Source organism: Leptothoe sp. PORK10 BA2 (assembly GCF_034932105.1).
GTDB lineage: Bacteria > Cyanobacteriota > Cyanobacteriia > Phormidesmidales > Phormidesmidaceae > Leptothoe.
On the sequence record NZ_JAYGIG010000127.1, the window covers coordinates 1,944 to 15,610 of the forward strand.

General features: G+C 52.1%; 13 protein-coding genes. 3 read left to right on the forward strand and 10 right to left on the reverse strand.

Annotation, left to right across the window (positions count from 1 at the left end; translation table 11 throughout):
• On the reverse strand, window positions 1–727 hold a 727-nt coding region (locus tag VB741_RS20195; RefSeq protein ID WP_323367005.1), incomplete at its 3' end, for a leucine-rich repeat domain-containing protein.
• A 145-nt stretch (window positions 728–872) separates the two neighbouring features.
• Window positions 873–1,583, reverse strand: a complete 711-nt coding sequence (locus tag VB741_RS20200) for a TIGR02466 family protein (RefSeq protein WP_323367006.1) — start codon at window positions 1,581–1,583, stop codon at window positions 873–875.
• A 129-nt stretch (window positions 1,584–1,712) separates the two neighbouring features.
• On the opposite strand from VB741_RS20200, the gene VB741_RS20205 reads away from it, so the two are divergent.
• Entirely contained in the window at window positions 1,713–2,594 is an 882-nt protein-coding gene (locus tag VB741_RS20205) for a 4a-hydroxytetrahydrobiopterin dehydratase (RefSeq protein ID WP_323367007.1), read from the forward strand.
• A 34-nt stretch (window positions 2,595–2,628) separates the two neighbouring features.
• Here VB741_RS20205 and VB741_RS20210 read toward each other — a convergent pair whose 3' ends face one another.
• Together VB741_RS20210 and VB741_RS20215 are read right to left on the reverse strand one after the other, a co-directional pair.
• Window positions 2,629–4,164, reverse strand: a complete 1,536-nt coding sequence (locus tag VB741_RS20210; protein WP_323367008.1) for a phosphate ABC transporter substrate-binding/OmpA family protein — start codon at window positions 4,162–4,164, stop codon at window positions 2,629–2,631.
• A gap of 173 nt (window positions 4,165–4,337) precedes the next feature.
• On the reverse strand, window positions 4,338–5,078 hold the full coding sequence (locus VB741_RS20215) for a PspA/IM30 family protein (RefSeq protein WP_323367009.1): 741 nt from the start codon (window positions 5,076–5,078) through the stop codon (window positions 4,338–4,340).
• Window positions 5,079–5,467: 389 nt separating this feature from the next.
• Between VB741_RS20215 and VB741_RS20220 the strand changes: the two genes are divergently transcribed.
• The gene (locus VB741_RS20220) at window positions 5,468–5,932 is read left to right on the forward strand and encodes a DM13 domain-containing protein (protein WP_323367010.1); all 465 of its coding nucleotides are present in this window, start codon (window positions 5,468–5,470) and stop codon (window positions 5,930–5,932) included.
• A gap of 222 nt (window positions 5,933–6,154) precedes the next feature.
• Here the strand turns inward: VB741_RS20220 and VB741_RS20225 are convergent, their stop codons facing one another.
• The 6 genes from VB741_RS20225 to VB741_RS20250 form a co-directional block, all read right to left on the reverse strand.
• Window positions 6,155–6,949 carry a BMC domain-containing protein gene (locus VB741_RS20225; RefSeq protein WP_442786409.1) on the reverse strand — a complete coding sequence of 265 codons (795 nt, stop codon included), beginning with the start codon at window positions 6,947–6,949 and terminating at the stop codon, window positions 6,155–6,157.
• 241 nt (window positions 6,950–7,190) lie between these two features.
• Entirely contained in the window at window positions 7,191–7,994 is an 804-nt protein-coding gene (locus VB741_RS20230) for a hypothetical protein (protein ID WP_323367012.1), read from the reverse strand.
• Window positions 7,995–8,033: 39 nt separating this feature from the next.
• Window positions 8,034–10,061, reverse strand: coding sequence for a ribulose bisphosphate carboxylase small subunit (locus tag VB741_RS20235; RefSeq protein ID WP_323367013.1), 2,028 nt, complete (start codon window positions 10,059–10,061; stop codon window positions 8,034–8,036).
• Between the two features lie 42 nt (window positions 10,062–10,103).
• On the reverse strand, window positions 10,104–10,406 hold the full coding sequence (locus VB741_RS20240; protein ID WP_323367014.1) for a EutN/CcmL family microcompartment protein: 303 nt from the start codon (window positions 10,404–10,406) through the stop codon (window positions 10,104–10,106).
• A gap of 3 nt (window positions 10,407–10,409) precedes the next feature.
• Window positions 10,410–10,748, reverse strand: a complete 339-nt coding sequence (locus tag VB741_RS20245) for a carbon dioxide-concentrating mechanism protein CcmK (protein ID WP_006518195.1) — start codon at window positions 10,746–10,748, stop codon at window positions 10,410–10,412.
• Window positions 10,749–10,796: 48 nt separating this feature from the next.
• A complete protein-coding gene (locus tag VB741_RS20250; protein ID WP_323367015.1) occupies window positions 10,797–11,105 on the reverse strand; it encodes a carbon dioxide-concentrating mechanism protein CcmK in 309 nt (102 codons plus the stop codon).
• A 725-nt stretch (window positions 11,106–11,830) separates the two neighbouring features.
• Between VB741_RS20250 and VB741_RS20255 the strand changes: the two genes are divergently transcribed.
• Complete coding sequence (locus VB741_RS20255) at window positions 11,831–13,666, forward strand: NAD(P)H-quinone oxidoreductase subunit F (RefSeq protein WP_323367016.1); 1,836 nt, start codon at window positions 11,831–11,833, stop codon at window positions 13,664–13,666.
• Window position 13,667: the final 1 nt, after the last annotated feature.

Here is a 13,667-nt window from a genome sequence, read left to right on the forward strand (position 1 = left end):
AAAGGGATGTGAGGTTGTTGAGTTGCCCGAGTTCTTTGGGCACAGAGGTGAGTTGATTTTGGTAGAGGGAAAGGGATGTGAGGTTGTTGAGTTGCCCGAGTTCTTTGGGCACAGAGGTGAGTTGATTTTGGTAGAGGGAAAGGGATGTGAGGTTGTTGAGTTGCCCGAGTTCTTTGGGCACAGAGGTGAGTTGATTTTGGTAGAGGGAAAGGGATGTGAGGTTGTTGAGTTGCCCGAGTTCTTTGGGCACAGAGGTGAGTTGATTTTGGTAGAGGGAAAGGGATGTGAGGTTGTTGAGTTGCCCGAGTTCTTTGGGAACAGAGATGAGTTGATTTTGGGAGAGGTCAAGCTTCACCAGGCTGGTTAGCTGTCCAAGTTCCTTGGGGACGGTGGTGAGTTTTAACTCTGATAAATCCAGTTCTGTCGCTTTGTTGTCTATCGCTGCCTGAATTCGTTTTTGGGCTGCCGCTAACCCGTCTGCCTTGGCGCTGTCTTCAATAGCAGCAATGTCTTCTGGCGCCACTGCCAATACCTGGGCAATGGCGGCGAGGCTGGCTGTACTGACCGGCTTCCCCCGTTCCGGGTGAAACAACCGACTCACGGTATCTGTGCCTACGTCCGCCTGCCTTGCAATGGCGGCAAAGCTCAGGTTCAGTTCAGCTTTTGCGGCTTCTAGTTTTTGCAAGCCTTCAGGGCTGGCTAGAAAACTGCGCGATGTTGACGGCATAGGGGGCATTAGGTCGGTATCGTTCCTAAGATACTCGGTGTAGCATCAGGCTGCCAGGAATCCTGGAAATTTTTATCGGAGAGTGGCTCCAAGTTCTGGGAAAAGGGCGGCTTGTCTCAAAGTCCTTTTGCCCAGCCTTGCCAATCTACCCCTGCCCACCAAACCGCCGCCACTGACCCGGCGGCGGCAGTAAAAACTCATAGGACCCCGCCGCACTTCCCGGCTTCGCCGCCAGCACAATATCAAACGACAGCGAAATCCTCTCCCCCTCCGTATGATTCACCGTCACCCCATGGCGCTGCTTCGACGGAAACAAAATCAACCGCCCCTCCACCGGCACATACATCGCCTGATCCTGATTCAGCGCATTCCAATCCACAATAATATTCGTATTCTCACTGCCCAACCCAGGACTGACCTCATTGGGCCGCATATCATCAAAAAACACCAGACTGCCCGCCTCATCACTGCCCGAGTTCGGCACCGACACATAGTACACCGCACTAATGTGGGACGTATTATGGCAGTGGCTACCCACCTCTTGTTGATAGCGAGAAATCACCGGCCACGCCCGCTGAATGTAGAGATCCACTTGCTCTAAATCCAGCCCCAACTCCCGTAGATACCCATAAACATGACGCTCCACCTGGCCCACAATCCACCCAAAGCGGGGGTCAGTATGGATTTGTTCCACACCATGGAGGTCCCCCGTCCAAGCCATCTCAGGAAACGCCCGCCGCTCATAGCCATCCTGTTCCAGCTGTAGTGCCGCATCCATCATCTGCTTTTTATGGACTGTGGCCTCTGGTAGGTCTTCGTAATAAACCGCTAGAGGAAACCAGGTATCAACAGGCATCGCAGCTAATGCAACCAATAAAAATCATTAATAGAGTATCTGATTACTCTGGCAAGTTAGCTATCATCGCACAGAATGACGGATACAAGGGGTCTACCATGAATGCGCTGAAGGTTGTCTAGGATAGTTATGGCTGAACCTATTTTTATCAGTTACCGTAGGGCAGACAGTGCCGCTGAAGCCGGTCGTTTACACAGTTCGATCATTAAGAACCTGGGTGAAGAGATTGTTTTTATGGACACGTCTTCCATTGACCTGGGTACACAGTGGGCTCAGGAGCTTGAAGATGCGTTGCAGTTTTCTCAAATTGTCATTGTCGTCATTGGACCCGATTGGCTGCGGATTAGCGACGAGTGGGGAATGCGTCGGATTGATCAAGAGAACGACTGGGTGCGACGTGAAATTGAAACGGCGTTGACTTCGGGTAAAAAGCTCTTTCCTGTTTTGGTCAAAGGTGCCAAGCTGCCGCCTGCTGATAAATTGCCGACATCCATTAGGGAGTTAACCCAACGGCAGGCGGTTGATATTCGTGATGCCTATTGGGATCACGATATACAACTGATTCTTCAACAGCTGCGAGTTGAGGTTAACCCAAAACAACTTAAGACAAACCCAGCTGTTGATGACAACCAACTTTATCCAACCGCACCCCCTGAAAAACCAGATCCCATTCAAGAAGATAAGCTAAACGTTGCCTTGAGTGCTTCTCTTTCTAATTGGAAAAAAGTAGTGAGCCCTCTACCGGAGAACCCCGATAAAGTAAGAACTGAGTTATTTCGTAGTTATCGATTTAAGAGTTTTTTAGATGCGATTGGATTTATGAACCAGGTGGCTCCTGGATGTGAGATTGCCCTGCACCATCCTCGTTGGGAAAACATTTGGCGGACACTCAATGTTTATTTGACCACCTGGGATATTGATCACTATATTTCTGATCGAGATATTCAATTGGCCAAGTATCTGGATTATGCCTATGCTAAATTTTCTGGGGCTGACCCCGTTCAGCCTTGATCAGGCTGGAATTGTAGGTGTTTAAGGCTGGTGCCTACTGGTTAATCCGCACCAACCGAATTTCTGTGCGCTGGTTACGGGGGTCATTGGCTGTTATCCCTGTCAGGGGTTCGCTAAAGCCTTTGCCCTCGGCCAAGATATTGTGATTGACGGATTGACTTTTTAAATAGTTGACTACGGCCTGGGCTCGCTGTTGGCTCAGGGTTTGGTTGATGGCCGCACTGCCTGTTTTAGAGGTATGGCCGATGACACGAATGGCAATGGTTTCGGTATTAAATTCGTTGATTTCAGTGGCGAGCTGGTTTAGGGTTTGTTGGCCTGCGGTTGCGATCGCAGCCGACCCCGTACCAAACGTCACCTCACCCCGCACCTCCAAGTCCCCAATCGGTTGGGAGCTTTGAATGGCTGCCGGGGTGAGGGCTGCTTGAGCCTGAACAGGCTTCACCTCTCCCGCCAAAAACTTAGCCAGTTCCGGATCATCCGTCTGCACCAGCTGGATTAACGATTGGGTATTGGCCACCGCTTCAGCAATAAATTGATTATTGTAGAGTTCATTGGCAGCGGGCACCTGGGGCAATTGACCCGACAGGACCAGGATGGCAGCCGTGGCATCAATCCGTTTAGCCAGGGTGCCATCCTCCATCCAGCGTCCAGCTTCCACCGCCGTAAAGAAATCAATCCCCTCGATGACCGCATTGGTTTGGGCGACGGATAGGTTCCCATCGGTTTGAATGACAGTTTTTAGTTGAGTATCGTCTCGGGCCGATTGGTCCATCCGCCGATAGTAGGTGGATAGCAACTCTGTTAACTGCTCCTCCTGCTTTGCAATCGCTTGGTCTGAGGCCACTATCACGTCCAAAATGGCATTGGGGGCATCTTTACTGGAGAGTACCACCGTATACCCTTGGCCCCGGGCTTGGCTGACAAACGGTTCCCACAGGACCGCGACGGCAATCGTTTGGTTGGGGTCCTGGATGGCTTGCCAGGCTTCTGACGCCTCTGCCACTTTCAGCTGTTCGAAATCCGACAGGTTAAAGCCATCAAAGCGAATATCCAGTACCTGGGCCAGAAACTCACTGGGGGTATCCGCCGCATAGGCCAGACTCAGGGATTGACCCTGGGCCACCAGCTGACTAAGGTCATTGAGAGACTTTAGTCGGGGATATTTAGGGGTGTTGAGCACCACCGCATCGGCTCCCACCGTCCGATCCACTAGGCCAATAATTTTGCCCGCTGGCTGATGCTTCAGATACTGATCTAGGGTCGTGACGATCAGATCGGCATCGCCTTTCTGCAGACTGGCCGCCCGTTTTGCCTGGTCAAATTCGTTGTCATAGCGCAGAGATAGGCCCGCCTGTTCTAGTTCATCTTGAAATTCTGGTGCGCGAAATACGCTGTAGCCACTAAAGGTGTCCCCCAGGATGACCAGCTCATCGCTATTTTTGAAGATCGACAGGGGTTGTGGGACACCTGAAAATAGCTTGTCCTTTAAGCTCCAAACGCCGAAGGAGACTGCCACAAAACCCAGAATATAAACAATTGGCGGAGGACCACCTCTACGATTTGACACTAAAAATGCCTCCAGTACTGTTCCATAAAGCTACCTAAAAGTAATACCTTCCTTCGTCAGTACAGGCCGGATAAGGTCGGTACAATCTCGAGATGTTTTATCGCTCTATGGTATAAAACCCATCGTTACAGCTGTCATAACCATAGTTATGATGGATCTCCTGATTTCTAAGCTTAAGCCTTTTTCCCAGGGGGCTGTTGACGTTCCCTCAGGATTTGTAGCCGCCGAGCCACCTCTGCCTGTTGCTCCACTGTATTAAAATCGGCCTCTAATGGATCGCCTGGGTTCACGGAGAGTTCTACGTAGGCTCGCGTTTCTAGGTAACGGGTCTGTACGGAATTTTTCGCTTCTTCAAACTGGGCTCGGGCCGAAGCCATGTCTTCCTCATTGTGGGTTTCGGCAATGGCGGTTAACGCATCGTTGATCTCGGTTAAATTTTTGAGGGCTTGCAGGTCGCTTTTGTAGCTTTCGAGCCGGGCGCGTTCCTGGGTCAATTTGGCTTGGGAGGCGTTGACAAACTTTTCGGCCTGCTCGACCTTGGCTTCTAGGGTGGGGAGCAGTTGCTCTAGTTGCATAGCATAGGTGATGGCCGCTTCTGCGTCCTGTTTGCGGCCCTCTTTTTCGGCATCCAGGGCTGAGTGTTCAGTTCGCTCCAGCGCCTTTACCTTACGTAGGTAGAGCTGTTTGGCCTGTTGGTAGGTGGCATATTGTTGCTGGGTGGCGGCGGCGAGCTGTTGGACGGATTTTTGCATGGCTTTGAAGGATGCTTCGGCGGTTGCGATCGCATCCCCATCCTCATCCACCTCCCGATCTGGCTCAGGAATATCCTCAGAAATTCCCCATAGCCAGTTCCATGTGGCCAGGGTAGCCTTTCCTCCACGCTCCCCCATCAACCAATAAACGGCCTTTTTCATGTCTTGTAACAATGGAAACGATAATCGATGTAGCCATTGCCCTCAGCTATCCGGGCATTTAACCATCCCATTGGAGTATGCCCTAGGCATTCCTCCTATCCTAATCAATGGGGTGAATGCTACCAAGTTTACTTCAAACAATTCATAGATAATTCCTAATCGATGCACCACTCAGATGCACCGCCCGGATTGATCCCCAGATGCCCTGTAGGTCTTCCCTACCGGAAGGTCCGGTACCTATTCACTGTGATCGAGATCATCCATTCCGCTCAGACTTTTTCAGATAACACTTACTTAGTCCTTAGAAATCCATCAACTAGTCCTCAGGCATTTCCGCGATAGTAATAGTCATTGAAGTCGCATCCCTTCGCTTCCTAGGAGAACCCGTCATGAAAAATCCACTTTCCGCAGGCCTAACTGCTTTGATGCTCACTGCCGTGCTGATCCCCATGGCCCACACCGTTACTGTGGATGACGCCCTAGCCGCTAAAACCAGCATTACCCAAACGGCCACTGCCAAAACATTGCTCACCTCTGGCCAGTTTGTCACCGTTGACCAAAGCCACGCTACGACTGGCACCGCCCGCATTGTAGAGAAAGACGGCCAGCGCATTCTGGAATTTGATGGAGCCTTTGACACCGCCCGTGGTCCTGATGTAGAGGTTGTACTCTACAAAGGGGATACGGTTCCCGTTAGTCTGGCGGAGAGTGATTACGTTGTTGTCGGCGATCTAAAAAGCTTTGAAGGGTCCCAGGGCTATGTTTTACCCACTGACCTCAACCTGAATGACTACGGTTCCGTTGCCATCTGGTGTGCCGAGTTCAATATCACCTTCGGCTACGCTGCTCTTTAAAGGAGCAGGTATCAACTTAAACCGGAAAATCCTGGCTAGGTGGGGAATCAGGGGCAGAAGCCAGAAGCCGGTGAGGCCCTGATTCCTGACTTCTGAATACTATCCTTGGGAAAACGTCCCGCTTTGAGTTGGTACCCAAAAGATCACTTTAAAACACCGATGAATGGGACTCTCCTGCGGGACCCATCCATCGGTGTCACTTACATTAACCCTAGTTCACCCCTATTCAAATTCGGGCAAGTCTAGCTCCTTCTGCTTTTGTTTTTCCACTTCCACAGGTGGAGCCTGGGCAGGCATTAATTCCTTCTGACGTTCTTCTAGTTTCAGCGGTAGCTGTACCTTCTTCGGCTTCTCGGTCTTAGTCTGCTTAACCTTCGGTAGGCTCCGTTCCAAATCATTCAGCGGACGAGGAATCACCATCACCGCACTCAGCTCGCCAATGCGTTCCGCCTCGTGCATGCCCGCTTCCACCGCAATGGCCACATTCGACAGCGAACCCCGGATCAAAATCGTACAGAGGCCGCCACCGATGGTTTCGTGGGAAATCAGCTCTATTTCCGCCGCCTTGGTCATGGCATCGGCCGCCCCCACCATGGCCGGAAATCCTTTAGTCTCCAACAGCCCGATGGCACCGCTGCTCATGTGGGTTTCCCCTACCCCATCCAGCTCATGCATGCGGGGCAAAATGGGCAACACCTTTTCCATGTCAGCCATGGGCCGAGGAATTAGGGACGACGACACCAACTGGCCAAACTGTTTCGCGGTTTCCACCCCCGCATGGACCGCCATGCGCACATCGGCGACGCCGCCCCGCACAATGGCGCTACACTGACCCCCGCCCGTTTTTTCGTAACCTACCAGGTATACGTTCGAAGACTTGATCATGGCGTCGGCGACGCCAATAATGGCCGGAAAACTGGTCGTAGACACCACACCCAAGGCCGAATCCTGTACCCATCGTAGTAATGACCTGGCTTTTTCAGTGGAACTAGCTAGAGCGGAGGAGTCTACTGGCATCGTTAATATCAAGTAGCGTTAGTGAGCCCTTGAAGGTTTGTTGCTTATGGCTGACTTATATCAATACTGTAAGGGGAAAATCTCAATAGTCCTTTAAAAGCGATGTTATTTATCAGTTGTTTATCAAACGTCTTATGTTATTTGCCCTTAGGACGTAGTTTGATAACTCTTTACCCAGAGAATTGTCTGGTCAATCCCGCTTGGCTAACTAGCGGCTAACGGACTGTTAACTATACCTATGCTAAGAGTCTTCCCGATATTGAACCTTGTTGTCCCCATTATTATTTTCCCCACCATTTAAGGGCTGTCTATGGGGAAATAGGGCTGATAGCAGATTATTGACTTGGTCACGACCGTAGACATATTTATTGGGTTGGGTCATGGCCCCGCCAGGGTTTTCTGCCCCGTTGGGTGAAGAGACCACGGGATCTATGTTGGGGATGTGCACCGCCTTTGGGGCTACGGCCTGGGGTTGAACCGTTGGTGCTGTCCTCGGAGGTATGGGCATGGAGGGCACAGGATTTGGATTGCCAGCCTGAAAGCCAGTGCTTTGAGAGCCAGCGCTTTGGAAGCCGATGTTTTGGTAGCCAGCGCTTTGGGAATTAGCAGATTTAAAGCCAGTTGCCTGAAAACCCGAAGGCTGGAAGCTAGAATCTCCATTGCTATGGGGTTTTGCAGCGGTTGTCCCCCCACTGGGAGTTTGGGCTTCTACTAGAGAGCAGGGGGGGATGATTGTGTTGGCTGCGATCGCAGGATTAATCAACGTGCTCGATGGCCCCACGCAAGCGTCTTTGCCCACATGCCCCTGGCCCACAATCAGCACCCCTGTACCCACACTGGCCCCAGCTTCAATAAAAATGCAGCCCTGCTTAGCCTGAATCACCACCCCGGCCCCCACACATACACCCGGCCCCACCCGAATCGATGCCTTGGGCGCAGCCCTAAACACCACCCCAGGAGCGATGGCCGCTGACTCATCCACAACAACGTCACCGCCGCGATAGTAATGGGTATGACTCACAAAATGTAGAGGCGAGGGTTCCATCGCGACGGCCTCAAAAACTTGAGGTTAGTGACGACTAGACTATGGCCGCTGAATCGTAGTTTCCACCACCCGACACTTGGCCCGAGGGTCAATGCCGACCAAGCGCACATAGTGGCCAGAATGCTCCGCTAACTGAGCTTTGAGGGCCGCAATCACCTCCGAAGGACGGCTGCCATTAATGGCAGGACCCGTTTGCCAGGCACCACTGCTATAGCGACGCTTATCAGCATATTCAGTGCTGACACGATAGCCCTGATTCACCAGCTGCGTCACTTGCTGCGCTAGGTCAGAGCTGACAGAAGCACTATTCCCATTACTGCTGGCATTATTATTACTGCCGCTACTAGCATTGCTGGTGCTGTAGGAGGCAGGCTGCGCACTGGCACTGGCGGCGCTAGGGGCCTGACCGGGCTTTTGAATGGTGGTAGCCTGACCACGCTGCTTCGTCTGGGCGTTAATGCCAAAAATACGCACATAATTGTTAGCGTTTGCCGCCAGGAACTGCTGGACAGCGGCTACGGCAGCTGACTCATTGGAGGCCGAGATAGCGGCAGCGCTTTGCCATATGCCACTGCGATACCGACGCTGATCAGCAAATTCAATCCCAATCTTTTGTCCTTGGGCCAAAATCGAACGAATTTGAGGTCCCAGGTCCCCACTAGCCGTAGGGGCTGCACTAGTCTGACTAGTGGCTTGAGCACCACCACCATTGTTCGACGCCTGGATTGTGGTGGGCTGACCATCTCCTCGCTGAATGGTGACCGGGGCAACGCGGGAATTGGCAACGGGGTCAATGCCAAACATGCGGACATATTCCCCAGCATGCTCTGTTAAACAACCCTGCAGAGCGGCCATGGCCTCGGACTCGCGGGTAGCTTGGATGGGGCTGCAGGTTTGCCATACACCACTGCGATAGCGACGCTTATTGGCATGCTCGGTGCCAATCTTGAAACCCTGACGTAGCCAAGCACGTACCTGACCAGCAATGTCTCCACCGACAGTAGCGCCACCGTTACTAGCGGGAGCCGTTGCCTGGGCAGAGGCACCACCACCTGCACTCTTATTCACAGTGACGGGCTGACCATCGGGCCGCTGGACTGTCAGCATCCCGACTCGACGCTTGCCTACGGGGTCAATGCCAAAAATTCGCACGTAGCTACCTTGGTGTTCAGCCATGCAGCGCTCCAACGATGACAGCACGTCACCTTCACGATTGGACTGCATGGGGGTGCAGGTTTGCCACACACCGCTGCGGTAGCGGCGCTGGTCGGCATATTCTGAGCCAATCTTGTAGCCTTGGGCTAAAAACTGACGAACCTGTTGAACAATTTCGGGTGCTAGTGCTTGCATAGTTTCTATACCAACATTGTCGGTGGCGTACGGGGTGCTTGGGCTGCTCGCCGAGTGGCGGGCGGATTGGACGGCGACAGCATTGGCTGCACCATCGGGATATTTGAGCTGTCTCTTTAAAGCTTGATCAGTGGCTTGATCAGTGGCTCCCACTTGAGAACTGTGGGAACGCTCACGAATATGGGGCTCTACAATATCTTGAACCAGGGATAGATCGGCTTCCGTTACCTTGGGCAAGGCATCAGCCTGGGCTTGGGTAGTAATGACAGCTCCAGAAGGAACGCATCGGCCCGGAGGGACTTCCACATCCTGCACTAGGGCATGCATCATCACGATGGCACCGTCCCCCAAACGAGCATTAAAGATTGTTGACCTAAAACCAACAAAACTGCCCTCACCCAAATAGGCAGGGCCGTGAATTAATACTTTGTGGGTCAGGGTGACATTGGGAGATAGCCAAACAGCATAGGACTGGCCATTGTCACCCTGGACACAACCGTGTCCAAGACCATGGATGACAACACCGTCTTGAATATCGCAATGACTACTTATATAAAAGGGCAACCCCTCATCTGCCCGAATTGAGGTGCCGGGGGCAATCGATACCTCGGCTCCAATATAGACATTACCTACAACCTGGGAAAACGAATGAACGAAGGCTGTAGGCTCAATCGATGGCTTAGCCATTGATTGATATTGGGCAGGGGATGTTGCCATGGCTTGATGAACCATTGGCCCCATATCCTTCAGAGAAAGCTATTAACTAAAATCATCACGCTTGTCGTAGAGCGAGCCAGAATCCAGACTAACGGTGTCGACAATGGCAACGATCGCAGCATCCACGGGTCTTTGCTCATAGCCGCTATGCTGACGAGCAGCGCTGCCCCGGGTGACCAGGACCCATTCTCCAGGTCCGGCCCCCACGACATCGGCTGCCACCTCATAGTCAGGAAGTAGACTTCCATCCTCACTGACAAACTGAACCAGTAAGAACTTTACGCCCATTAAGCTCGGCTCTTTGCAGGTGCTAACAACCGTGCCGCGAACCTTACCTAGGCGCATGCCCTATCTGCCATAGGGGCGAATACCACTAACGCTTTCACGAAACTGCTCAACAGCTTCGGTGTAGCGGATAGGTAGGACAAACTCTAGGTTTTCGTGGGGACGAGCAATGATGTGGGTGGACAGGGTCTGACCACCGTTAACTCGCTTGACGTTCTCCACACCAGCGGCTACCGATGCCTGAACTTCCGATACATCGCCACGGACGATAACGGTCACACGACCACTACCAATTTTTTCGTAACCAACTAGGGTGACACGGGCGGCTTTGACCATGGCGTCAGCCGCTTCAACTACCGCTGGGAAGCCCAGAGTTTCAACCATTCCTACTGCAATTGCCATTGATTTTTACCTTGGTATGCTTTTTACTGAAAAATTGAGGCTACAGACCTAGCTTCGAAACTGTTCGACTGCTTCGGTGTAGCGGATGGGCAGTACAAACTCCAGGTTCTCGTGGGGACGAGCGATGATGTGGGTGGATAGCACTTCGCCACCGTTGACTCGTTTCGCACACTCAATCCCAGCGGCCACTGATGCTTGAACCTCAGATACGTCACCACGCACGATCACGGTCACCCGGCCACTCCCGATCTTTTCGTAGCCAACTAGGGTTACGCGGGCGGCTTTGACCATCGCGTCAGCAGCTTCTACAACGGCGGGAAAACCCCGAGTCTCAATCATTCCTACGGCAATCGGCATTGTCGCAAATCTCCTAGATAAAACAGCTTTCGTTTAAGCATCTGTGTCCCGGCTTAGGGTGTTAAGAATTTTTTTCGAATTCCTTCACACACCGAGACCTATCTTGCAAACCTTTAGTCTGCAATAACTCCATGACTACATTTCAGAATACGAGGGGGTTAGCAGTTTGACAATATAAGTCTCAATGATTGTTTCTAATGTTAAGCATTATCAATGCTGATGATCATTTGCTGCGAAAGGTAAACGATTAAGTTTTGGGTGGAGGTTTATGGCTGAATCTGGGCCGTCTTGGGTCGAGGGCGGCTTAATCTGATATTGGGGTGTGGTTGGATGATGGGTGCATTTCCCCCGGGCATATCCGTTGGATCGGTCAGTATGCAGATCAGGGTGAATTTGTCGAGCATAGGCGATGCCGATGAATTAGGAGAATCTCTCTTCAGGGGGTGCTCATCAGGTACCATTGACGAAAGATATGGAATCTTAAAATTAGCTGTAGATATTTATCTTTAGCTGGTTAATTAAGATTGGGTCTGGGCTTAAGCTTCTTGGCGTGTGTGTATTTACGATTATTCTCGCGTTGTAGAAAGTTGGGCCTGATCTGATGGATGCCTTTGGGTCAGTTTTCTGAGGGTTTTTGATCTACGGGGCTGGTGGTTTGGGCGGGTGTGGATTGGCTTGATCCCTCTTTAGGGTGTTTATAGGTTGCCGGTGGGCTCTTTGTTGGCATGATGCAGTCTCTGATTGAGTTGAGTTGGCTGATCCCGATTTACGGGTTTTTGGGGGTACTTCTTTCTTTGCCGTGGTCTACGGGAATGGTGCAGCGGACGGGGCCAAGGCCAGCGGTCTACATCAACATATTTATGACCTTCCTGGCCTTCGTTCATGGCACGCTTGTGTTTATGGGGATTTGGAATGAGGGGTCAGTTGAGCTGCATTTGCCATGGTTGCAAGTGGCCGACATGGCCCTGAGTTTTGACCTGGATTTGTCGGTTCTAAACTTAGGGGCTCTGGAGCTTTCCACAGGGTTGACCCTAATGGCTCAGATGTATGCTCTGGGCTATATGGAGAAGGAGTGGGCCATGGCTCGATTTTTCTCTCTTCTGGGGTTCTTTGAAGGGGCTGTGAGTGGTGTTTTGCTGAGTGGTTCCTTCTTTTTGGCGTACTTCTTGTTGGAGATGCTCACCCTATCTACCTTTCTGCTTGTGGGCTTCTGGTATGCCCAGCCCTTGGTGGTTAAAGCGGCTCGGGATGCGTTTTTGACCAAGCGGGTGGGGGATCTTTTGATGCTGATGGGGGTGTTGGGCCTTGCTAGTTGGGCAGGAGATCTTCACTACAACGAGATGTACGAATGGGTGAAGGAGGCAAATTTAACTCCCCTGACAGCCACGTTGCTGGGTTTAGCTTTGATTGCAGGACCAACGGGGAAATGTGCCCAGTTTCCGCTCCACCTGTGGCTGGATGAGGCGATGGAAGGCCCCAGTCCGGCTTCTATTTTGAGGAATTCGGTGGTGGTCACCTGTGGGGCCTATGTGCTGATTAAGCTGCAGCCGATTGTAGTGCTGTCCCCCATTGCCCTAAATGTGTTGATTGGCATTGGTACGGTGACGGCGATTGGGGCTTCTTTGGTTGCGATCGCACAGGTGGACCTCAAGCGCAGCATGTCTTACTCCACCAGTGCCTACCTCGGCATGGTGTTTATCGCCGTGGGGGCCCAATGGCCCGGTGTGGCTATTGGGCTGTTGTTTACCCATGCGGTGGCTAAAGCTCTTTTGTTTATGAGCTTTGGGGCCATTATCAACAACACTAGTTGTCAAGACATGACCGAGTTAGGGGGAATCTGGTCCCGTATGCCCGCTACCACCATTGCCTATGTTGTCGGTGGTGCGGGCATGGTGGGGTTATTGCCCTTGGGCGGCTTTTGGGCACTCCAGCTCGGCATTGACTTTCTGCGGCGGGAACATCCTCTTTTAGCCGTTGTTTTCTTATTGGTCAATGCCTTGACGGTGGTGAATTTAGTCAGGGTATTCCGTCTGGTCTTCCTGGGGGACGTCACCCCCAAGACCCGTCGTTCCCCCGAGGCCAACTGGCTGATGGCCACCCCGATGATGTCATTGTCGGTGTTTGTTGTGCTCTTGCCTTTTGTCATGATGCACATGGCCCTGCTACCGCCCCTACGCTATTGGAATCCTTGGGTATTTGCTGCCCTGGTGGTATCGGGGCTGGTGGGTTGGCTAGTCGGTGGCACGATTCCCCTAAACCGTGCCCTGTCGCGCTCCACTAATCGCAATCTGCGCCTGCTACAGGATCTGTTATCGAATGATTTCTACACCGAGCAATTTTACCGAGTCACGGTGGTGTTTCTCGTCAGGCAAGGCTCTCGGCTCGTGAGTTGGTTTGATCGCTATGTGGTAGATGGGGCTGTCAACCTGGTAGGAATGGCCTCCCTAATGGGTGGAGAAGGTTTGAAATATAGTGTTTCTGGCCAGTCCCAAGGGTATATCTTCACGATTGTAGTGGGGGTGACTGTACTGGCCTTTGCGATGACGTGGGCCATGTGGTGAG